At 72.1% G+C, this 21,516-nt stretch carries 16 protein-coding genes; 9 read left to right on the top strand and 7 right to left on the bottom strand.

The annotated features are described in order from the left end of the window. The first annotated feature begins 212 nt into the window (after positions 1-212). Complete coding sequence (gene ligA / locus U5640_RS01675; protein ID WP_340374002.1) at positions 213-2,324, top strand: NAD-dependent DNA ligase LigA; 2,112 nt, start codon at positions 213-215, stop codon at positions 2,322-2,324. Positions 2,325-2,343: 19 nt separating this feature from the next. On the opposite strand, the gene U5640_RS01670 is transcribed toward ligA, so the two are convergent. Next, a complete protein-coding gene (locus U5640_RS01670) occupies positions 2,344-3,156 on the bottom strand; it encodes an SAM-dependent methyltransferase (RefSeq protein ID WP_340374001.1) in 813 nt (270 codons plus the stop codon). Positions 3,157-3,299: 143 nt separating this feature from the next. Here U5640_RS01670 and U5640_RS01665 point away from each other — a divergent pair, with 143 nt between their 5' ends. Next, a complete protein-coding gene (locus tag U5640_RS01665; protein WP_340384873.1) occupies positions 3,300-3,830 on the top strand; it encodes an AAA family ATPase in 531 nt (176 codons plus the stop codon). 24 nt (positions 3,831-3,854) lie between these two features. Here the strand turns inward: U5640_RS01665 and U5640_RS01660 are convergent, their stop codons facing one another. The 5 genes from U5640_RS01660 to U5640_RS01640 form a co-directional block, all read right to left on the bottom strand. Beyond that, positions 3,855-4,640: a PaaX family transcriptional regulator C-terminal domain-containing protein gene (locus U5640_RS01660; RefSeq protein ID WP_340384871.1), complete on the bottom strand. Its 786-nt coding sequence runs from the start codon at positions 4,638-4,640 to the stop codon at positions 3,855-3,857. A 154-nt stretch (positions 4,641-4,794) separates the two neighbouring features. Continuing rightward, positions 4,795-6,171 (bottom strand): hypothetical protein, encoded by a 1,377-nt coding sequence (locus tag U5640_RS01655; RefSeq protein WP_340374000.1) that lies wholly within the window; start codon positions 6,169-6,171, stop codon positions 4,795-4,797. Then, on the bottom strand, positions 6,168-7,493 hold the full coding sequence (locus U5640_RS01650; protein WP_340373999.1) for an MFS transporter: 1,326 nt from the start codon (positions 7,491-7,493) through the stop codon (positions 6,168-6,170). The genes U5640_RS01655 and U5640_RS01650 overlap by 4 nt, the downstream gene beginning before the upstream one ends. A 47-nt stretch (positions 7,494-7,540) precedes the next feature. After that, positions 7,541-7,675, bottom strand: a complete 135-nt coding sequence (locus U5640_RS01645; RefSeq protein WP_340373998.1) for a hypothetical protein — start codon at positions 7,673-7,675, stop codon at positions 7,541-7,543. A 96-nt stretch (positions 7,676-7,771) separates the two neighbouring features. Then, complete coding sequence (locus tag U5640_RS01640) at positions 7,772-9,250, bottom strand: glutamate-cysteine ligase family protein (RefSeq protein ID WP_340384869.1); 1,479 nt, start codon at positions 9,248-9,250, stop codon at positions 7,772-7,774. 618 nt (positions 9,251-9,868) lie between these two features. On the opposite strand from U5640_RS01640, the gene U5640_RS01635 reads away from it, so the two are divergent. Beyond that, the gene (locus U5640_RS01635) at positions 9,869-11,404 is read left to right on the top strand and encodes an MFS transporter (protein WP_340384867.1); all 1,536 of its coding nucleotides are present in this window, start codon (positions 9,869-9,871) and stop codon (positions 11,402-11,404) included. Between the two features lie 66 nt (positions 11,405-11,470). Here U5640_RS01635 and U5640_RS01630 read toward each other — a convergent pair whose 3' ends face one another. Then, positions 11,471-12,718 (bottom strand): ROK family transcriptional regulator, encoded by a 1,248-nt coding sequence (locus U5640_RS01630; RefSeq protein WP_340373997.1) that lies wholly within the window; start codon positions 12,716-12,718, stop codon positions 11,471-11,473. Between the two features lie 253 nt (positions 12,719-12,971). On the opposite strand from U5640_RS01630, the gene U5640_RS01625 reads away from it, so the two are divergent. The 6 genes from U5640_RS01625 to gap all read left to right on the top strand — a co-directional run bounded on the left by U5640_RS01625 (position 12,972) and on the right by gap (position 21,488). After that, on the top strand, positions 12,972-14,348 hold the full coding sequence (locus U5640_RS01625; RefSeq protein WP_340373996.1) for an extracellular solute-binding protein: 1,377 nt from the start codon (positions 12,972-12,974) through the stop codon (positions 14,346-14,348). Positions 14,349-14,425: 77 nt separating this feature from the next. Next, on the top strand, positions 14,426-15,271 hold the full coding sequence (locus U5640_RS01620; protein WP_340384864.1) for a sugar ABC transporter permease: 846 nt from the start codon (positions 14,426-14,428) through the stop codon (positions 15,269-15,271). Then, positions 15,271-16,167 carry a carbohydrate ABC transporter permease gene (locus U5640_RS01615; protein ID WP_340373995.1) on the top strand — a complete coding sequence of 299 codons (897 nt, stop codon included), beginning with the start codon at positions 15,271-15,273 and terminating at the stop codon, positions 16,165-16,167. Before U5640_RS01620 ends, U5640_RS01615 begins: the two co-directional genes overlap by 1 nt. A 36-nt stretch (positions 16,168-16,203) precedes the next feature. Beyond that, positions 16,204-19,284, top strand: coding sequence for a glycoside hydrolase family 38 C-terminal domain-containing protein (locus U5640_RS01610; protein ID WP_340373994.1), 3,081 nt, complete (start codon positions 16,204-16,206; stop codon positions 19,282-19,284). Between the two features lie 141 nt (positions 19,285-19,425). Continuing rightward, a complete protein-coding gene (locus tag U5640_RS01605) occupies positions 19,426-20,382 on the top strand; it encodes a helix-turn-helix domain-containing protein (protein ID WP_340373993.1) in 957 nt (318 codons plus the stop codon). 107 nt (positions 20,383-20,489) lie between these two features. Beyond that, positions 20,490-21,488, top strand: coding sequence for a type I glyceraldehyde-3-phosphate dehydrogenase (gene gap, locus U5640_RS01600; protein ID WP_340373992.1), 999 nt, complete (start codon positions 20,490-20,492; stop codon positions 21,486-21,488). The last annotated feature ends 28 nt before the right edge of the window (positions 21,489-21,516 follow it).

The following is a 21,516-nucleotide window of genomic DNA, read 5'->3' as shown; positions in this document are numbered from 1 at the left end:
CCGCCATCGCCCGGCCCCGGCGCTCGCCGGGTCAGCCAGTCGGCCGGACCCGGCTCCCCGGTGCACACCCGTAGGCTTCCGTACCGCTCGGCACCGGCTTCCCGTTCCGCCCGTCGCACCCTGTCCACGCACCCAGTCTGCCCGCCCGCCTCCGGGCCGCCGCACCCCGCCCCGTCCGCTCGCCGGGGGCATTGTCAGTGGTGGCAGGCAGGATGAAGGACATGACGACACCTGGTGCAGTTGCAGTGATCGCGGACGCCGAGGCCTACGGGCGTGCCGTGCGGGACGCGGTGCGGGCGGCCGCCGCCTACTACGCGGGCGGTACGTCGGCCCTGGACGACGACGCCTACGACCGTCTGGTGCGCGCCATCGCCGAGTGGGAGGCCGGGCACCCCGAGGACACCCTGCCCGACTCGCCGACCGGCAAGGTCGCCGGAGGCGCCGCCGAGGGGGACGTGCCGCACACCGTCGCGATGCTCAGCCTGGACAACGTGTTCTCGCCGCAGGAGTTCACCGCCTGGACCGCCTCACTGGCCCGCCGCGTCGGGCACGACATCACCCGGTTCAGCGTGGAGCCCAAACTGGACGGCCTCGCGATCGCCGCCCGCTACACCGAGGGCCGCCTCACCCGGCTGATCACCCGCGGCGACGGGACGGCCGGGGAGGACGTCTCGCATGCGATCGGCACCATAGAAGGCCTCCCGGACCGGCTCACCGCACCCGTCACCGTCGAGGTGCGCGGCGAAGTCCTCATGACCACCGCCCAGTTCGAGCACGCCAACGAGGTGCGCACGGCCCACGGCGGACTGCCCTTCGCCAACCCCCGCAACGCCGCAGCGGGCACCCTGCGCGCCAAGGACCGCGCCTACACCGTGCCCATGACCTTCTTCGGCTACGGCCTGCTGCCCCTGCCCGCCACCGAACCGGCCCTCGCCGAGTCCCTCGCCGACGCCGCGCACAGCGACCTGATGACCCTGACCGGCTCCTACGGTGTGAACACCACCGTCACCACCGCCGTCCCCGGTACCACGGCCGCCGACGCCGACGCGGTGCTCGCCCGCGTCCAGGAGATCGCCGCGCTGCGGGCCGAACTGCCCTTCGGGATCGACGGGATCGTCGTCAAGGCCGACCTGGCCGCCGACCAGCGCACCGCCGGCTCCGGCTCGCGCGCCCCGCGCTGGGCCATCGCCTACAAGCTGCCGGCCGTCGAGAAGATCACCCGCCTGCTCGCGGTCGAGTGGAACGTCGGCCGCACCGGCGTCATCGCCCCGCGCGGCGTCCTCGAACCCGTCGAGATCGACGGCTCCACCATCACCTACGCCACCCTCCACAACCCGGCCGACATCGCCCGCCGGGACCTGCGCCTCGGCGACCATGTCATGGTCCACCGCGCCGGTGACGTCATCCCCCGCATCGAAGCACCCGTCGCGCATCTGCGCACCGGCGACGAACAGCCCATCCCCTTCCCCGAGTCGTGCCCCCGGTGCGGCGCCGGCATCGACACCGGTGAACAGCGCTGGCGCTGCGAGAACGGCCGCAACTGCCACCTCGTGGCCTCCCTCTCCTATGCCGCAGGCCGCGACCAGCTCGACATCGAGGGACTCGGCCACACCCGGGTGGTACAGCTCGTCGAGGCGGGCCTGGTCGCCGACCTCGCGGACCTGTTCACCCTCACCCGGGACCAGCTCCTCGGCCTGGAGCGGATGGGGGAGACCAGCAGCGACAACCTCCTCACCGCGCTCGGCCGGGCCAGGCAGCGCCCGCTGTCCCGGGTGCTGTGCGCCCTGGGCGTGCGCGGTACCGGCCGCTCCATGTCCCGCCGTATCGCCCGCCACTTCGCCACGATGGACGCCCTGCGCGCGGCCGACGCCGAGGCGATCCAGCGGGTCGAGGGCATCGGCACCGAGAAGGCCCCGTCCATCGTGGCGGAACTCGCCGAACTCGCCCCGCTCATCGACAAGCTCGCCGCGGCCGGCGTCAACATGACCGAGCCCGGCGCCACACCCCCGGCCGCCGAGGAGACCGCGGCCGCCGGGGAGGGGGCCGCCGACGCCCCCGCCGCCGGTCCGCTCGCCGGCCTGGCGGTGGTGGTCACGGGCGCGATGACCGGCCCGCTGGAGAAGCTCAGCCGCAACGAGATGAACGAACTCGTCGAACGGGCCGGTGGCCGCGCCTCCTCCAGCGTCTCCAGGAAGACCGCGCTGGTCGTCGCGGGAGAGGGCGCCGGCTCCAAGCGGACCAAGGCCGAGGCCCTCGGTGTCCGCCTCGCCACCCCGGACGAGTTCGCCGTCCTGGTCGCGGACTTCCTCGACACGGGGGAGTGACGACCTGCGGCTTCTCACCTCACGGCTTGCGTGCCAGTCCGCCGTGCTCGCCGATGACCCTCGGCTCGGGGGAGTCGGCCTCGGGACGCCACAGCGGGACCGAGACGACACCGGGCTCGAGCAGCTCCAGACCGTCGAAGAAGGAGGTGATCTGCTCGGGCGTCCGCAGGTTGTACGGCACGGCACCGCTCTCGTTGTAGGCGTTCTGGGCCTGCTCGAAGACGGGATCGACGCCCAGCGAACCGTCGTTGATGGACAGATAGCTGCCGGACGGCAGGGCGCCCATCAGCCGGTCGACGATCGAGCGGGCCTCGTCGTGGTCGGCGACATGGCCCAGGATGTTGCTGAGGATCAGGGCGGTGGGCCGGGAGAAGTCCAGCGTCCCGGCGGCGGCCGCCAGGATCCGCTCCGGGTCCGTGACATCGGCGTCGACGTAGGAGGTCGCCCCCTCCGGGGAGGAGTAGAGCAGGGCACGGGCGTGCGCCAGCACCATCGGGTCGTTGTCGACGTACACGATCCGGGTCTCGGGCGCGATGCGCTGCGCGACCTGATGGGTGTTCTCGGCGGTCGGCAGCCCGGTCCCGATGTCCAGGAACTGTCGTATGCCCGCCTCGGCCACCAGATGGGTGATGTTGCGCTTCAGGAAGGCCCGGCTGCTGCGGGCGATGGTCACGATGCCGGGGAAGACGGCCGTGTACGCGTCACCGGCCTCCTCGTCGACGGGGTAGTTGTCCTTCCCGCCCAGCCAGTAGTTCCAGATCCGGGCCGAGTGCGGCACCGACGTGTCGATCTTCTGGTGCGCGGCCGCTTCGGGCGTCACGTGCTCGGTCATGAGGAGCGTCCGTCTTCCGGTCGGTTCAAGGGTCGGTCACCGCACAACATACGTCCCAACGTCCCGCCTGCGTACATCAGTTCACGGATTCCCCAGTACGCACAGCGGGCGGCCCCCACGCCGCCGGTATGGTGACACGTGTGATGGTGGGTACCTCGCAGACCCGGCTCGTCCTCCTGCGCGGCAACTCGGCCTCCGGGAAGTCCTCGGTCGCCGCCGGCCTGCGCGACCGGTTCGGGCGAGGACTGGCCCTGGTCGGTCAGGACAACCTCCGCCGGATCGTCCTGCGCGAACGGGACCGGCCGGGCGCCGCGAACATCGGCCTCATCGACACCGTCGCCCGCTATGCCCTCGACGCCGGCTATCACGTCGTCCTCGAAGGCATCCTCTGCGCCGACCGCTACGGCGACATGCTCGCGCGGCTGCGCACCGACCACCGGGGCCGCACCCACGCCTACTACCTGCACGTGCCGTGGGAGGAGACCCTCGCCCGGCACGCCACCAAGCCCATCGCCCGGGAGGTCGGCGAGAGCGATCTGCGCGACTGGTACCGGGAGCTCGATCTGCTGCCCGGCGGCGTGGAGACCGTCATCGGCGCCGACAGCACCCTCGCCGAGACGGTCGAGCGCATCCTGCGCGACACCGGCCTCGACGCCCTCCCGGCCCGGGAGTGACCCGGGAGTGGCGCGGGGGGCGGTTCAGTGCAGGGGAGCGGTCTCCAGGAGTTCGCGGGCGCTGCGCAGGGCCGGGGCCTCGGTCTGCTCGGCCACCTGGCGGAAGGTCTCCTGGGCGGCGCGGGCCGGCCAGGCGGGCGGCAGATGGCGGGCGGGCAGCCGGGGATCCGTGCGGATGGTCCACAGCCACTCGCTGACCAGCCGCAGCCGCGTCCCGATCGGATCCTCGCCGGAGCCGGCGCCCAGGTGCGCGGTCCAGCGCTTGTCGAAGGTGACGTACCGGGCGGCGATGCTCTCCAGGTCCCAGGTGTCCCGGATCATCAGCGCGATGTCGGTGGCCTGGTCGGCTCGGGCGTGGAAGATCTTGACGTGGTCGGCGAGGCCCAGCTCGTCGACGACGGCGGACACGTCGACGTCGCCCGGGGCGATCCACAGCCCGCTGTACAGGGCGCCGAACCCGGACCAGGTCAGCCGGGAGCGCAGATCGTGGCGCTGGCGCTTCCAGGAGTCGGGCAGCGAGAAGCCCAGCAGAGTCCAGGAGCCGTCCCAGTCGTCGTTGACCGCGCCCTGCGTCCAGATACGGGTGCGGCCGTCGTCGAGGATGCGCGTCGCCTGCGGGGTCAGACCGAAGTACATCCGGCGGCCCTCCCGCTGACGCCTGAGCAGGCCCCGGTTGACCATGCGGGTCAGCGTGGACCGTACGGCCTGCTCGCCCACCCCGACCCGGCCGAGGACGTCGATGATGCTGCCCGAGTACACGCACAGCTCCCCCTCCTCCAGCACATGGTTGCCGAAGAAGGCGAGCATCAGCGACTGCGGCCGCGACTGCGGGGCTTCCGAGGTGTCGCCGTCCGGGGCGTCGCCCGCAGGGGCTTCGCCGTCCGAGGTGTCCAGGATGTCGTCGTCCGCCACGCGAGCAAGCGTACGACCGCCCGGCGGACCTGCCGCGGGCGGTCGTACCAGGTCACCGGCCGTCGGCCGGGTGGGCAAGGTCGTAGGGCCGCAGGTACGGGGTCGGGCGGTAGGCGGTGTAGCGGGCGGGAGTCGTGGGATCGGCCGCCGCGGCACGGGAGTTGAGCGCCCCGGCGTCCGTGGCCGGCCAGTGGCCGGTGGTGAGACGGTCCTCCAGGGTGTGCAGGGCGGCGAGCTGTTCGGCGGGGCTGAAGGTGCAGTGCCCCGCGTTGTCGGTGTACGCCTGCCGCAGCAGCGCCGACGAGCCGGCGGCGGTGACGGCCCGGCGCAGCGCGCTCTCGGTCTGCACCGGGACGAGGGCGTCGCCGACGGTGTGGACGGAGAGCTGCGGCTTGGTCAGCCTGCCGGTGAAGGAGCTGGTCCGGCTCATCCAGGCGACGGCGTCCGGGTCGGCGCCGATGCGCGGGGCGCGGTTGAGGGCCGTGAGGTCCTCGCGCAGGGACAGTCCGGCCTTCTTGTACAGCTCGGTGACCTCCTTGCGGACCGACGACTGCCGGAGCAGCCGCGCGTAGTCGACGCCGGTGTTCCACGACATGGAGCCGCCGGCGCGGGCCTCGGCCTCCTGCCGCCGGTTGAATCCGGCGTTCAGCAGGCCCTTGACGGCCGTGTACTGGTTGGCCTGCTGGGCGTCCCAGTCGGTCGCCGCGGGCCGGGTCTGGGTGGGCTGGTTCCAGACGGGGATGTTGTGCAGGGCGGCGGCGAGGGCGATCCGGGCGCGCCCCTGGGCGGTCGTCTGCGCGGCGTCGACCGCCGCCGTCAGCACGGTCACCGCGTCGGTGGCGGTCTGCTGGTCCGGGAGGTTCACGAGCGGGACGCCGGAGTCCGGCGCGAGGAGGGTCTTGAGGGCGAAGACCGGGTCGAGGGTGTTGTTCCAGTTGGCGACGCCGCCGTGCACCAGGCCGCACAGGGACAGCGAGCCGTCGATGCGCTGCGGGGCGCGCTCGGCGATCGCGGTGGTGACGAGTCCGCCGTACGACCGCCCCCAGGCGAGTGTGCGCAAGGCGGCGCCGAAGCGGTCGGTGAACGCGGTGAGGGTGGCGAGCTGGTCGGGGACCGCGTCGGTGACCGCCCAGCCGGTGGTGGCGTAGGACGAGCCGATCAGCGCGTAACCGCCGTCGAGCAGTAGTGCCTTGGTGGCGTCGTCCGGGGCGTCCTGGGCGGGGTTGGCCGGGCCGGCCGCGTAGCCGTGGCTGAAGAGCAGGACGGTGCCGTTCCAGTCGGCGGGGACGTCCATCAGGTACGTCGCGCCGGAGGGGAGCCGGCCCTCCACATGGACCGGCTCGTCCGTCGCCGCCACGGCCGTGGCCGGCAGTGTGGTGAGCGCGAGCAGGAGCGCGGCCACGGCGGCGGTTCGGGGGCGGTTCGTCATGCGGTGATCTCCTGGGAGTGGGGGGCGGAGGCGCTCTCGGCGGGGGCGCCGGAGAGGGACGTACGGCTGGTCTCGCGTACGAAGCACACGGTCAGCGCGGTGACGAGGGAGCCGCCGCACAGCAGCAGGGCGACGGGGGTGCCGCTGTGGCTCCCGGCGACCAGGCTCCCGGCGATCATCGGGGAGAAGCCGGCGCCGATCAGGGTCGCGCCCTGGTAGCCGAGGGAGGCACCCGTGTAGCGGACCCGGGTGCCGAACATCTCGCTGAACAGGGCGCCCAGCGGCCCGTACATCGTGGACTGGGCGATGCCGTGACCGAGGACGACCGCGAGGATCAGCAGCCCCGGCGACCTCGTGTCGACGAGGGCCATGACGGGAAAGGCCAGCGCCGCCGAGGCGAGCGCTCCGACCAGCACGACCGGACGGCGGCCGACCCGGTCGGACAGCGCCGAGACACAGGGAAGGACGACCAGGGCGACGGCGGCCGAGACGGTGAGCGCGGTCAGCACCTGCGGCCGGGCGTAGCCGATGCCGGTGGCGTACGCGATGAGATAACTGGTCAGCAGCGACTGGGCGGTGAAGGCGCCGATGCCGACACAGCAGGCCAGCAGCACCGGACGGGGGCGGCGCAGGACGTCGAGGACCGGCAGCCGTGCCTCGGTGCCCCGCTGCTTCACCTCGGCGAACAGCGGGCTCTCCACCACCCGGAGCCGGACGAACAGACCCACGCCGAGCAGGAGCACGCTCAGCAGGAACGGCACGCGCCAGCCCCACGCCGTGAACTCGTCCTTCGGGAGGGTGACGACGAGCGCGACGACGGCGGCGGAGATCAGGGAGCCGAGCGGAGCCCCCATCTGCGTGAAACTGGACCACAGTCCGCGCCGCCGTTCCCCGGCGTGCTCGACGACCATCAGCGTGGCGCCGCCCCACTCGCCGCCGATGGCGATGCCCTGCACGACCCGCAGGGTGATCAGCAGGACGGGCGCCCAGACGCCGAGGGTGTCGTACGTCGGCAGCAGACCGATGAGGAAGCTGGCGCCGCCCATCAGTCCCATCGTGAGCAGCAGCATCGACTTGCGGCCGAGCCGGTCGCCGAAGTGGCCGAAGAGGATGCCGCCGAGGGGGCGGGCGAGATAGCCGGCGGCGAAGGTGCCGAACGCGGCGATGGTGCCGACGGCGGGGTCGGCGCCAGGGAAGAACAGTTCGCCGAAGACCAGGGCGGCGACGGTGCCGTAGACGAGGAAGTCGTAGAACTCCACGGCGGTGCCGAGCAGCCCGGAGAGGGCGACCCGGCGTAACTGGATGGTGGGGGACGGGGGCATCGCGGTCTCCCTTGAGTGGGGGGAGGGACACCGTGAAGTTAGGCGCTTCAATGATGGTCGTCAATAAAGTGCACAACATCAATCGCGGAGAGCGCGGTGAGGTGGGCGGACAGGGCGGCGGCGCTCAGCCCCACCGGACCCGCACCTGCGATCGGCACGTCGACGGTCGGGGTGTGCGCCACGGGTGCCTCCCGGTGCCGCCCGCGGGTCCCGGCGTGGTCCCGGACTTCAAGGTCACCCCCGGTCACCCGGACCACGAGCCGGACCGTGACGGCCGGTCAGTCCACGGGCCAGGTGTGCACCGGGGCGTTGAGATGCATGTAGTCGATGTACTGCTGGGTCATCAGACGCAGCGCCTCGTGCCGGTCCACGTGTGCCGCCTTGCTGATGCGGTGGAACATCTCCTTCTGCCAGACCGCCCCGTTGCGGGCGGTGACACAGCGCTGCTCGACGACACCGAGCAGCGGCTCCCGCCAGGCCGCGTCCATGCCCGACAGCTCCAGTCCGCGGTGCGCCAGCGGGAGCAGCCGGCGCAGCACGAGTTCCGGCACCGGCACCTCTCCCATGCCCGGCCAGTACAGCGGGGCCTCGATGCCGTGGCGGGCGGCGGTGTGCAGATTGTCCTCGGCGGCCTGGAACGACATCCGCGACCACACCGGCCGGTCCTCCTCCACCAGGGCGCGGGTGAGCCCGTAGTAGAACGCCCCGTTGGCGAGGGTGTCGGCGACGGTCGGCCCGGCCGGCAGACAGCGGTTCTCCACGCGGACGTGCGGCTCGTCGTCGGCGACGGCGTAGACCGGGCGGTTCCAGCGGTAGATGGTGCCGTTGTGCAGGGTCAGCTCGCCCAGCTCCGGGACGGCGCCCTCGTCGAGGGTGCGGGCCGGGTCCTGCTCGTCGCACAGCGGCAGCAGCGCGGGGAAATAGCGCAGGTTCTCCTCGAACAGATCGAACACGCTGGTGATCCACCGCTCCCCGAACCACACCCGGGGCCGTACGCCCTGCGCCTTGATCTCCTGCGGGCGGGTGTCGGTGGCCTGTTCGAACAGGGGGATCCGGGTCTCGTGCCACAGCTCCTTGCCGAACAGGAACGGCGAGTTGGCCGCCAGCGCGACCTGGACCCCGGCGACGGCCTGGGCGGCGTTCCAGTAGGCGGCGAACTCCTGCGGCGATACCTGGAGGTGGAACTGGGTACTCGTGCAGGCGGCCTCCGGCGTGATCGTGTCGGCGTAGGTGCGCAGCCGGTCGACCCCGTCCATCTCGATCCGAAGGTCCTCGCCGCGCGCCGCGAACACCTGGTCGTTGAGCAGCCGGTAGCGCGCGTTCTCCGACAAGGTGTCCTCGCCGACGTCCTCCTGGCGCAGCGTGGGCAGGATGCCGATCATGATGAGGCGGGCTTCGGCGGTCCTGGCCCGCTGGTCGGCGTGGTTGAGCGCGTCCCTGATCTCGGACTCCCAGGCGTCGGGCCCGCCCTCCGTCAGCCGCCGGGGCGGCACATTGATCTCCAGGTTGAACCGGCCCAGCTCGGTCGACCACGCCGGGTCCGCGATCGCCTCCAGCACCTCGCTGTTGCGCATCGCCGGCTCGGCCTCGTCGTCGACCAGGTTCAGCTCGATCTCCAGCCCCACCCGGGGCCGCTCCGAGGCGAACCGCTCCTCGCGCAGCATCTGCGCGAGGACCTCCAGGCACTCCTGCATCTTGATCCGGTAGCGGCGACGGTCCTCGCGGGTGAAGACCAGCGCCGGGACGTCACGTCCCATCGATCCTCCCGCTGCTCCGAGGACGCCCCTCCCCTCCAGCGTCCCACCACCCCCCGCAGCCGACCATGCGAGCGGGCCGAGACTGCTCCCCGCGGTCGCCCGGGGGCTGGGGGTGGGGTACCCGGCGACCTGCGCCTCCGTGGACAGCCGGGCCCCGGCGCGCCGCCACGGGCCGAGCCGGTCGGCGCCGCTCTCCTCCGGGCCGGCCGCGTGCCGGCCGGCCCGGAGCGGCGGTACCGGCGCGAGCCGGGCGAGCGCCCACAGGCCTGACTCCAGGACGCGGTGCGTCAGGCTCGGACCGCCCGGACGCGTCACGTCGGCGAGGGTGGCGGTGACGCACGCGTCACCGGTGAGGCCGTCCGCCGTGGACCGCCCCGGCGCCGTCATGTCCCGCAGCTGCGGCGGGAGTTGCAGGGCCGGGCGCCGAGTGTCCGACTGCCTTGCGTACGGGGGTCGTTCACGTCGACACCGGGCACTCCCGGCTGCCCCTGCCGCGCTCGGGGTGCGCCCCCGTGGGGACCGTCGCAGACTGGCCGGATGAGCCGAACGCACACACGTCACGGCGAGAGCGCGCTCGGCGCCGGCCGCGCGGCCTCCCAGCCGTTGGCGCTCGCCGCCATGATGTTCGCGGTCGCCATGACCTTCATCGACCAGACGATCGTGTCGATCGCGGCGCCCGACATCGTCTCGGAACTGGGGCTTTCCAGCTCCGGCATGCAGTGGGTGGTCAACGCCTACCTGCTGGCCCTGGCCGCGTTCTTCGCCCTCGGCGGCCGACTCGCCGACCTGTGGGGCCCGCGCCGTGTGGTCGTGGCGGGCACGCTGATCTTCGTGATCTCCTCGGTGCTGTGCGGTTGTGTCCCCACCGGGGACACCGCGCTGACCTGGCTGATCGTCTTCCGGGCGACCCAGGGGCTCGGGGCCGCGCTGCTCTTCCCGGCCGCGCTCGCGGTCGTCGTCGCGGTGTTCCCCGTCGAGCGGCGCGGGCGGGCGCTCGCCCTGTTCTTCGGTGTCACCGGCGCCCTCACCGCGCTCGGACCGCTGCTGGGCGGCTGGCTGACCGACTGGACCTGGCGGGCGATCTTCTGGGTCAACGTCCCGGTCGCGGTTGTCGCACTGATCCTCACCGCCCTCGCCCGTATCTCCGACCGGCGCCGCGACGAGGCCCTCGACGTCCGGGGCGCGCTGCTCATCGCCGTGGGCATGGGCGCGAGCGTGCTGGGCTTCCAGCAGGCGTCTGTCTGGGGCTGGGACACCGCCGCGACCTGGGCGTGCATCGTCGGTGGCCTCGCCGTCCTGTACGTCTTCTGCCGCCTCGAACTGCGCACCCGCCACCCGCTGGTCAACCTGGCGGTCTTCCGTGACCGTGCCTTCGCCGTGGACGCGCTGGTGCTGTTCTTCGCCATGCTGGCGTTCGTCCCGGTGTTCTTCTTCGCGTCCGTGTACGCCCAGGTCTCGCTGAGTGCCTCGCCGAACCAGGCCGCCCTGTATCTGCTGTACTTCTTCGTCGGGTTCGCCATCGCCTCCCAGTGGGGCGGCCGCATCCTCGACCGGCGGGGTGCCCGTCCGGCGATGAAGACCGGCTGCGCGGTCGGCGCCGTCGGCTTCGCGCTGTGGGCGGGCAAGCTCACCGACCTGTCCATGCACGACCAGTGGCCCTATGCCGCCCTGGCCGGCGCGGGCATCGGGTTCATCCTCGCCCCGGCTTCCACGGACGCGGTCAACCGCGCCATCGACGCCTCCTACGGCGAGGTCACCGGAATCACGCAGACCGTCCGCAACTACGCGGCCAGCGTCGGCCTCGCCGTCTACGGCACGGTGCTCACGCACACGATGACCGACCGTGTCGTCGACACCCTCCGGACCCGCGGGGTGCCGTCCGGCACCGCGCACTCCGTGGCCCGGGACGTGACCCAGTCGATCACCGGCAACGGCGACACGCGCACCCCCACCGGCACCGGGCCGGTCGCGACCACCATGCGGGACGCCATGTCCGCGATCCGAATGGACTTCGCGGAAGCGAACCAGTGGGTCTTCTACGGCATGGCCGTAGCGCTCGGCATCGGCTACTTCTGCGCCCTGCGCCACCCGGGCGGCCACGGCGGTCGCACCGCCCCCGAGACCGACGGCACGCCACCGCCCGCGCAGCACTGACCGCCGACGCCGGACCCGCCACCGCGCCGACGCGCCCCCCCCAGGGCGCGGAAGTAGCCGAGGCCGTCAGCCGCCGGCCCCGTCCGTGAGCAGGCGCCAGCCCGGGGCGTAGTTCCCGTGCAGGACCAGTGACGCCGCCCCGATCGCGCCCACCGTGTCGCCGATGACGCTCTGCTCGATCACCACGGGGCGGATGGAGCGGGCCACCGAGGTGCGGTTGACGGCGCTGTCGATCTCCTCCAGCAGGATCGGCTCGATGCCGCGCAGCGCCTCGCCGCCGAGGACGACCCGGCCCACGTCGAGCAGACTGGCCGCACCGCGCGTGGCCTGGGCGATCAGGCGGGCGGCGCGGCGTACGACGTCCTGGGCCCCGGGGTCACCGGCGCGGGCGGCGCGGCGCAGGGCCTTCCAGTCGTCGTGGAGGGAGGCGGCGGCACCGGTCACCCCGATACGGTCGGCGGCGTCGCGGCCGTACCGCCGCAGCAGGTCGTCGATGATCGCGGCCGGGCTGCAGTAGGGGCCGAGGCAGTCGGTGGCGCCGCAGTGGCAGACCCGGTCGCCGGGCTCGACGGGCATATGGCCGAACTCCCCGGCGTTGCCCGAATCTCCGTGCAGGACCGTGTTGTTGAGGACGATCCCGGCGCCGATCCCGGTCCCGAGGTAGATGAACAGGAAGCTGCCGGCCCGGGCCTCGCCGCCGATCCAGCGCTCGCCTATCGCGGCGGCCGTCGCGTCGTTGTCCAGGGCGACGGGCAGACCGGTGGCCTTGGCGAACATCTCGACGAGGGGCACCCGGTCCCAGCCGGGCAGGTTCGGCGGTCGGACGACACAGCCCGTGGAGCCGTCGATCGGGCCGGGCGCGGCGATGCCCAGGCCGAGCAGCCGGGCCGGTTCCACCGCGGAGCGCACGATCAGCCGCTGCACCGCACGCGCGACCCGGTCGACGACGTCCTCCGGCACGTCCGGCGCGGTGAGCCGCAGCCGGCGGCTGACGATCACCTCGCCCGCCAGGTTCACCAGCACGATCACGGCCGAGTCGGGGTCGAGGTGGACGCCGACCGCGTACGCGCCGTCCGGGCGGGGGGAGAGCAGTGTGCGGCGCTTGCCGCCGCTGGACGGGGCGTGCCCGGTCTCGGTGACCAGACCCGCGTCGAGCAGCTTGCGGACGACGTTCGACACGGTCTGATTGGTCAGGCCGGTGAGCGCGGCCAGCTCGACACGGCTGACCGCGCCGCGCGTGCGGATGGCGTCCAGCACCACAGCCTGGTTGTAGCCGCCCACACGCGGCAGATTCGTGCCGCCGAGTCTCGTCACCTGTCCATCACCTGACCCCCGCCTCATGTCCACATCGCGACGTCCCCGCCATCACACCACGCCGCATGGCCGGAAGTTTACATACCGGAGGCGTTGACTTAGTCCATCCATTGGATTTAGCTGTCGCCCACCGAACCGGGTCGAACGGACCGGACGCGCAGGGCGGCGCAAGGGAGGCGCCGCCCGCACCGAGCCGGCGTGTCCGCGTCCCATGCGGCTTCCCACAGGTTTTTTCGTTCCGGAGGAAACCCCAGTGCGCTCGAAACTCGCCCTCGTCACCATCCTCACCGCCGCCACCGCGCTGACCGCGACCGCCTGCGGATCGGGCTCCTCCGGGAGCTCCGCCAAGACCGTCAAGGTCGTCTACTGGCAGAACCTCAACAGCAGCAACAAGCTCCAGGCGAACTACCTCGCGTCGATGGTGAAGGAGTTCACCGCGGCCAACCCCGGCACGACCGTCAAGCTCGTCCCCGTCACGGCCTCCGAGAACGACTACTACACCAAGATCCAGCTCATGATGCGGTCCCCCTCGACCGCCCCCGACCTGGTCTACGAGGACACCGCGCTGATCAACTCCGACATCGCGGGCGGCTACCTCAAGCCCCTCGACGCCTACACCGCGAAGTGGGCCGACTGGTCGCAGTACGCCACCGCCGCCAAGGGCGCGGTCACCGGCGCCGCCGACGGCAAGGTGTACGGCGTCCCGGACAACACCGACACCCGCGGGATCTGGTACAACAAGACGCTCCTCGCCAAGGCCGGGATCTCCGTGCCCTGGCAGCCCAAGACCTGGGCCGACGTCCTCGCCGCCGCCCGGAAGATCAAGGCGAGGCTGCCCGGCGTCACCCCCATGAACCTCTACACCGGCACCGCCGGCGGCGAGGCCTCCTCCATGCAGGGCTTCGAGATGCTCCTGTACGGCACCCCGGCCGGCGACAAGTCCCTCTACGACGCGAGCCGGAAGAAGTGGGTCGTCGGCAGCCAGGGCTTCAAGGACGCGCTGACGTTCGTCCACACCGTCTTCAGCGAGAAGCTCGGCCCCTCCGTCGACCAGGCCCTCGGCGCCAACTTCGGCACCACCGTCGGCACCGAGCTGATTCCCGAGGGCAAGCTCGCCATCGACATCGACGGCTCCTGGATGCCCAACAACTGGGGCTCGACCAGCGCCAAGCCGTGGAGCGCCTGGGAGAGCACCATGGGCACGGCCGCCATGCCGACGCAGAACGGACAGGCACCCGGAAAGACATCGATGTCAGGCGGCTGGGCCTGGTCGATCCCCGCCAAGGCGGGCAACGCCGACCTCGCCTGGAAGTTCCTGGAGTCCCTCCAGACCAGGACAAACTCGGCGAAGTGGAACGCCCTCAACGCCACCATCGCCACCCGCACCGACGTCGCCACCGACCCGACGTATCTGAAGGCCGTCCCCACCAACGAGTTCTTCACCGCCCTCGTCGCCGACACCCACTACCGGCCCGGCCTGCCCGCCTACAACCAGGTCTCCACCGCCATCCAGAAGGCCATGGAGTCCGTGACCACCGGCCAGGCCTCCGTCGACAAGGCCGCCGCCACCTACGACAGCGACGTGGCCGCCGCCGTGGGCGACGACAAGACGGTCAAGGGCACCTCGTGACCGCACTCGCCCCGGCTTCCCGCGGGACCGACGGCCACCGCCGGTCCCGCGGGGTCCCCGCGCCCCTCCGGGGCCTCCTGCGGGGCCTGCCGCTGCTGCCCGCGGTGGTCCTGCTGGTGGTCTTCCTCGCCGGCCCGATCGCCTACTGCGTGTACTACGCCTTCACCGACATGCAGTTGACCGGCGCCACCGGCACCCACTTCACCGGCTTCGACAACTTCACCCGCGCCTTCCGGGACTCCGACTTCCTCAACTCCGTACGCCTCACCCTGGTCTTCGTGATCGGCTCCGCGGTCGTCGGGCAGAACACCCTCGGACTGGCCCTGGCCGTCCTGATGGAGAAGGCGTCCAAGCCGGTCCGCTCGCTCACCAACGGCGTGGTCATCGCCGCCTGGGTGCTGCCCGAGGTCGTCGCCGGCTACCTGATGTACGCCTTCTTCTACGACCAGGGATCCCTCAACTCACTTCTGGGGGCGCTGCACCTGCCGCGGCAGAACTGGCTCTACACCCTGCCGATCCTCGCGGTCTGCCTGGCCAACGTCTGGCGCGGCACCGCCTTCTCGATGATGGTCTTCTCCGCCGCCCTCAACGACGTGCCGAGAGAACTCGTCGAGGCCGCCGAGATGGACGGCGCGGGCCCCTGGCAGCGGCTGTGGCGCGTCACGCTGCCGGTCATCCGGCGGTCCGTCCTGACCAACCTGATGCTGATCACGCTCCAGACGCTCTCCGTCTTCGGCCTGATCTACACCATGACCCGCGGCGGACCCGGCAACAAGAGCGAGACCCTTCCCGTGTTCATGTACCAACAGGCCTTCCAGAACAGCCTCATCGGCTACGGCACCGCCATCGCGCTGGTCCTGCTGGTGGTCGGCGCCCTGTTCTCCGCCGTGTACATCCGGCTGCTCCGACTGGAGGACGAGTGATGGCCGTCGCCGTCAAGACGCCCACCGGATCCGCCCGCCGCAGCCGGTCCGCCCCCCGCCCCGCGGCCCCGCGACGCCGCCCCCGCCTCGGCCGGCTCGGGGTGAACCTCGTCCTGCTGGCGGTGTCGGTGACCTACGTGCTGCCCCTGCTGTGGATGGCCCTCGCCTCCGTCAGCAACCTCAACACCTTCCGGCTGACGTGGCCGGACACCTTCACCCTCGACAACTTCGACGCGATCCTGAACGTCGACACCACCTACCGGCCGATGCTCAACAGCCTGCTGCTGTGCGGCTTCGGCACCCTGATCACCGTCGTCGTCTCGGTCCTCGCGGCCTACCCGCTGTCCCGCTACCGCTCCCGGCTGCGCCGGCCGTTCCTCTACACGATCCTGTTCTCCACCGGACTGCCCATCACCGCCGTGATGATCCCGGTCTACAGCATGTTCGTGCAGGTCAACCTGATCGACTCGATGCCCGGCACGACCCTGTTCCTGGCCGCCTCCGCGCTGCCGTTCGGGATCTGGCTGATGAAGAACTTCATGGACGGCGTGCCGATCGTCCTGGAGGAGGCGGCGCGCATCGACGGCGCGAACGCCATGCAGGTGCTGTGGCGGGTCGTCCTGCCGCTGATGCGCCCCGGCGTCACCGTGGTCACCGTCTTCACCTTCATCGGCATGTGGGGGAACTTCTTCGTCCCCTTCATCCTGCTGCTGTCCCCGGAGAAACTCCCCGCGTCCGTCAGCGTCTTCACCTTCCTCAGCGCCCACGACCAGACGCAGTACGGACAGCTCTCCGCCTTCTCGCTCCTCTACTCGCTGCCCGTCGTCATGCTCTACCTGCTGCTCTCCCGCAAGCTCGGCGGCGGCTTCGCCCTCGGCGGCGCCCTCAAGGGATGAGCACCCCTTCCGCGACCCCCCACGAGAAAGACAGCCATGCACAACGACCGTGAACTCACCGAGCAGCGACTGCGCCGGGTCCTCGACGAGCGCATACGGCCCGCCGTCCACGCCCGCTCGCTCCCGCTGCACGTCGAGGTCTGGGACGTGCCCGGCGAACCCGTGCCCGTGCAGACGGGCCTGACCGCCCCCTACCGCCCCGCCCGGACCGGCGACCGGTGGGGCCCGGCCTGGACGACCAGCTGGTTCAAGGTGAGCGGCACGATCCCCGCCGACTGGGCCGGACTCCCCGTCGAGGCCGTCCTCGACCTCGGCTTCGCCACCCACTCGGCCGGCTTCTCCGCCGAAGGGCTCGTCTACCGCGCCGACGGCACCGCCGTGAAGGCCCTCAACCCCCGCAACACCTGGCTGCCGGTGACCGGGCGCGCCGCCGGGGGAGAGCAGTTCACGGCCTACATCGAGGCCGCCGCCAACCCCGTCGTGATGCACACCGCCCCCGGCGAACTCTCCTTCGGCCCGACCGCGGTGGGCGGCCGCGCCCCCTGGATCGGCGACCCGGCCGCCGACCCGGGCGAACCCCTGTACCGGCTGCGCCGGCTGGACCTCGCCGTCGTCGACCGGCCGGTGTACGAACTCGTCCAGGACCTCGACGTCCTCGACCAGCTCATGCGGGAACTCTCCCCCGACTCACCGCGCCGCTGGCAGCTCCTGCGCGCCGCCGAACAGGCCCTGGACGCCGTCGACCTCCAGGACATCGGCGGCAGCGCGCCGGCCGCCCGAGCCGCCCTGGCCCCCGCCCTCGCGGCCCCGGCGCACGCCAGCGCCCACCGCGTCTCCGCCGTCGGCCACGCCCATATCGACACCGCCTGGCTCTGGCCGCTGCGCGAGACCGTCCGCAAGGTCGCCCGCACGGTCTCCAACGTCACCCAGCTCATGGACGACCACCCGGAGTTCAAGTTCGTCATGTCCCAGGCGCAGCAGCTCGCCTGGCTCAAGGAACACCGCCCCGAGGTCTACGCCCGCGCCCAGGAGAAGGCGAAGACCGGTCAGTTCCTGCCCGCCGGCAGCCTCTGGGTGGAACCCGACACCAACATCAGCGGCGGCGAGGCCCTGGTCCGCCAGTTCGTCCACGGCAAGCGCTTCTTCCTGGAGGAGTTCGGCGTCGAGACCGAGGAGATGTGGCTGCCCGACACCTTCGGCTACAACGCCGCCCTGCCGCAGCTGATGAAGCTCGCCGGGGTGCGCTGGTTCCTCACCCAGAAGATCTCCTGGAACACCACCAACAAGTTCCCGCACCACACCTTCTGGTGGGAGGGCATCGACGGCACCCGGATCTTCAGCCACTTCCCACCCGTCGACAGCTACAACGGCGAACTCTCCGGCGCCGAAGTCGCCCACAGCGTAAGGAACTTCCAGGACAAGGCAGGAAGCAACAGCTCCCTCATCCCCTTCGGCTACGGCGACGGCGGCGGCGGCCCCACCCGCGAGATGCTCTCCCGCGCCGCCCGCCTGGCCGACCTGGAGGGCTCCGCCCGCGTCGCCGTCGAGGGACCCGCCGACTTCTTCCCGCGCGCCCACGCCGAGTACCAGGCGGCCGGCGGCGCCCCCGTCTGGTCCGGCGAGCTGTACCTCGAATTCCATCGCGGCACCCTCACCAGCCAGCTCGCCACCAAGCAGGGCAACCGGCGCAGCGAACACCTCCTGCGCGAGGCCGAGCTGTGGGCCGCGACCGCCGCCGTACGGCACGCGCACCCGTATCCGTACGACGCCCTGGACCGCCTGTGGAAGACGGTCCTGCTCCACCAGTTCCACGACATCCTGCCCGGCACCTCCATCGCCTGGGTGCACCGGGAGGCCGAGGAGACCTACGCCGCCGTCGCCCGTGAACTGGAGGAGCTGATCGACGCGGCCCAGGGGAGCCTCGCGGACGACGGCGAGGGCACCCTCGTCTTCAACGCCGCCCCGCACGCCCGCGCCGGCGTCGCCGCCCTCGGCGCCGCGCCCCGTGCCGACGACCCCGCGGCCCCCGTACGCCCGCGCGCCACCGCCGAGGGCCTCGTCCTCGACAACGGGCTCGTCCGCGTCACCGTCGACTCCGACGGCCTGATCACCTCCGCCCGCGACCTCACCGCCGACCGCGAGGCCCTCGCCCCCGGCGCCCGCGCCAACCTCCTCCAGCTCCACCAGGACTTCCCCAACCAGTGGGACGCGTGGGACATCGACGCCTTCTACCGCAACTCCCTACGCGACCTCACCGAGGCCGACTCGGTCACCGCCACCGAGGACGGCGCCGTCCACGTCGTCCGGTACTTCGGAGCGTCCCGCGTCGAACAGACCCTCAGCCTCGCCGCAGGGTCCCGGCGCCTGCTCGTGGACACGGTCGTCGACTGGCACGAGAGCGAGAAGCTCCTCAAGGCCGCCTTCCCGCTGGACGTACGGGCCGCGCACTCCACCGCCGAGATCCCCTTCGGCCACGTCGAACGCCCCACCCACACCAACACCAGCTGGGACGCGGCCAAGTTCGAGGTCTGCGCCCACCGCTTCCTGCACGTCGGCGAACGCGACTGGGGCGCGGCCCTGGTCAACGACTCCACCTACGGCCACGACATCACCCGTGACGTCCGCCCCGACGGCGGCACCACCACCACGGTCCGCCTCTCCCTGCTGCGCGCCGCCCGGTTCCCCGACCCCGACCAGGACCGGGGCGTGCACCGGCTGCGCTACGCCCTGCTGATCGGCGCCGACCTCGCCGACGCGGTCCGCGAGGGCTACCACCTCAACCTCCCCGAACGCACCCGGCCCGGAAGCACCCCGGTCGCCCCGCTGGTCACCGTCGACCACCCGGGTGTGGTCGTCGAGGCCGTCAAACTCGCCGACGACCGCAGCGGGGACGTCGTCGTCCGGCTCTTCGAGGCCCACGGCGTCCGCGCCCGCGCCACCCTCACCCCCGGCTTCCCCCTCGCTTCCGCCGAGACCACCGACCTGCTGGAACGCCCCCTGCCCGACCCGGCGAGCCACCGGGTCACCGACGGCGAGGTCCACCTGACCCTGCGCCCCTTCCAGATCCTCACCCTCCGCCTGCACCGCCCGGCCGGCCCCGATGCCGGCGGCGCCTGACACCTTCGCCCACAGGCCCGAGACACGCGCACCGCTGCACTGCGCACCACAGAGCGCCAGGCGCTCTTGGCCTGACGCGGACCAACTCGTCGACAGGGCGGACCCGCCGCCCGCCCTGTCCCTCGACCTAAGCTGTACCGCGTGCCGTCCTCCCGCCTCCGACGCGTCGCCGTCCTCGTGCTCGAAGGTGCCAAGCCGCTCGACGTCGGAATCCCCGCCCAGGTGTTCACGACCCGCGCCAGCATGCCGTACGAGGTCCGGGTGTGCGGGGCGGAACCCGGCCTGGTCACCGGTGGTGACGGGCTGTCGTACCACGTGGCCCACGGTCTGGAGGCGCTGGAGTGGGCCGAGATCGTCTTCCTCCCCGGCTACCGCTCCCCGGACCGCGAGGACCCGCCGCCGCGGGTGGTCGAGGCCCTGCGCGCCGCCCACGCCCGCGGCGCCCGGCTGGCCGCCATCTCGACCGGGGCCTTCGCGCTCGCCGCGACCGGCCTGCTCGACGGCCGACGCGCCACCACCCACTGGCACTACACCCGGGCGCTCGCCGCGAAGCACCCGCTCGTACGGGTCGACGAGAACGTCCTCTTCGTGGACGAGGGCAGCGTTCTGACCTCCGCCGGTGCCGCCTCCGGCATCGACCTGTGCCTGCACATCCTCCGCGGCGACCTCGGCGTCTCCGCCTCCAACCACGCCGCCCGGCGGCTGGTCGCCGCGCCCTACCGCAGCGGCGGCCAGGCCCAGTACGTCCCGCGCAGCGTGCCCGAGCCCCTGGGCGAACGGTTCGCCGCCACCCGCGAATGGGCCCTGCGCCACCTCGACGAACCCCTCACCCTCGACACCCTCGCCCGGCACGCGGCCGTCTCGCCGCGCACCCTCTCCCGCCGCTTCGTCGAGGACACCGGCTACACCCCCATGCAGTGGGTGATGCGCGCCCGGATCGACCGCGCCCGCGAACTGCTGGAACGCTCCGAGCGCGGCGTCGAGCAGATCGCCGGCGACGTCGGCCTGGGCACCGGCTCGAACCTGCGGCTGCACTTCCAGCAGATCCTCGGCACCACCCCCAGCGAGTACCGGCGCACCTTCACCCGGGGCGAATAGGCCCCCCGGCACCCCTTGGCGAGATCCTTGCGAACCATGTCGCTCACGCCGTGGCCACCCGCGACCGCGGCACGCGAGGCTGGGGGCGACTCGAAGGGACACGATTCATGACTCGCATCGCCATCAACGGATTCGGCCGCATCGGACGCAACGTGCTGCGCGCGCTGCTGGAGCGCGAGACCGGCCTCGAGGTCGTCGCCGTCAACGACCTCACCGAGCCGACCGCCCTCGCGCGCCTCCTCGCCTTCGACTCCACGTCCGGCCGTCTCGGCCGACCGGTCACCGCCGAGGACGGCGCGCTCGTCGTCGACGGACACCGCATCCAGGTGCTCGCCGAGCGCGACCCGGCACAGCTGCCGTGGGCCGCGCTGGACGTCGACATCGTGCTGGAGTCGACCGGCCGCTTCACCTCCGCCAAGGCCGCCCGCGCCCACCTCGACGCCGGTGCCCGCAAGGTCCTCGTCAGCGCGCCCTCCGACGGCGCCGACGTGACCCTCGCCTACGGCGTCAACACCGACGCCTACGACGCCGAGCTGCACACGATCGTCTCGAACGCCTCCTGCACCACCAACGCGCTCGCCCCGCTGGCCGCGGTGCTCGACGAGCTGGCCGGCATCGAGCACGGCTTCATGACGACCGTGCACGCCTACACCCAGGAGCAGAACCTCCAGGACGGCCCGCACCGCGACCCCCGCCGCGCCCGCGCCGCCGGCGTCAACATCGTGCCGACCACGACGGGCGCCGCCAAGGCGATCGGCCTGGTGCTGCCGAACCTGGACGGCAAGCTGTCCGGCGACTCGATCCGGGTGCCCGTCCCGGTCGGCTCGATCGTCGAGCTGAACACCACCGTCGCCCGTGACGTGACCCGCGAAGAAATCCTCGCCGCCTACCGCACGGCCGCCGAGGGCCCCCTGGCGGGCATCCTCGAGTACTCCGAGGACCCCCTGGTCTCCTCCGACATCACGGGCAACCCGGCCTCGTCGATCTTCGACTCGGAGCTCACCCGGGTCGACGGCCGCCACGTCAAGGTGGTCGCCTGGTACGACAACGAGTGGGGCTTCTCCCACCGGGTCGTCGACACCCTGGGACTGCTCGCCGCCCGCTGACCCTGTAACCCGGCGTTACCTACGGGAT

The sequence above is a fragment of the Streptomyces sp. SS7 genome, assembly GCF_037993025.1.
In the GTDB taxonomy this organism is placed as follows: Bacteria; Actinomycetota; Actinomycetes; order Streptomycetales; family Streptomycetaceae; genus Streptomyces.
Note: the sequence above shows the minus strand (reverse complement) of the source record. Positions and strands in the feature narration are given on the sequence as shown.

Excerpts from the sequence above, each read along its gene's own strand:
- U5640_RS01610 (WP_340373994.1), top strand. The coding sequence starts at position 16,204 with ATGCACAACGACCGTGAACTCACCGAGCAGCGACTGCGCCGGGTCCTC.
- U5640_RS01640 (WP_340384869.1), bottom strand. The coding sequence starts at position 9,250 with ATGGGACGTGACGTCCCGGCGCTGGTCTTCACCCGCGAGGACCGTCGC.
- U5640_RS01655 (WP_340374000.1), bottom strand. The coding sequence starts at position 6,171 with ATGACGAACCGCCCCCGAACCGCCGCCGTGGCCGCGCTCCTGCTCGCG.
- ligA (WP_340374002.1), top strand. The coding sequence starts at position 213 with ATGAAGGACATGACGACACCTGGTGCAGTTGCAGTGATCGCGGACGCC.
- U5640_RS01635 (WP_340384867.1), top strand. The coding sequence starts at position 9,869 with ATGATGTTCGCGGTCGCCATGACCTTCATCGACCAGACGATCGTGTCG.
- U5640_RS01665 (WP_340384873.1), top strand. The coding sequence starts at position 3,300 with ATGGTGGGTACCTCGCAGACCCGGCTCGTCCTCCTGCGCGGCAACTCG.
- gap (WP_340373992.1), top strand. The coding sequence starts at position 20,490 with ATGACTCGCATCGCCATCAACGGATTCGGCCGCATCGGACGCAACGTG.
- U5640_RS01615 (WP_340373995.1), top strand. The coding sequence starts at position 15,271 with ATGGCCGTCGCCGTCAAGACGCCCACCGGATCCGCCCGCCGCAGCCGG.
- U5640_RS01650 (WP_340373999.1), bottom strand. The coding sequence starts at position 7,493 with ATGCCCCCGTCCCCCACCATCCAGTTACGCCGGGTCGCCCTCTCCGGG.
- U5640_RS01670 (WP_340374001.1), bottom strand. The coding sequence starts at position 3,156 with ATGACCGAGCACGTGACGCCCGAAGCGGCCGCGCACCAGAAGATCGAC.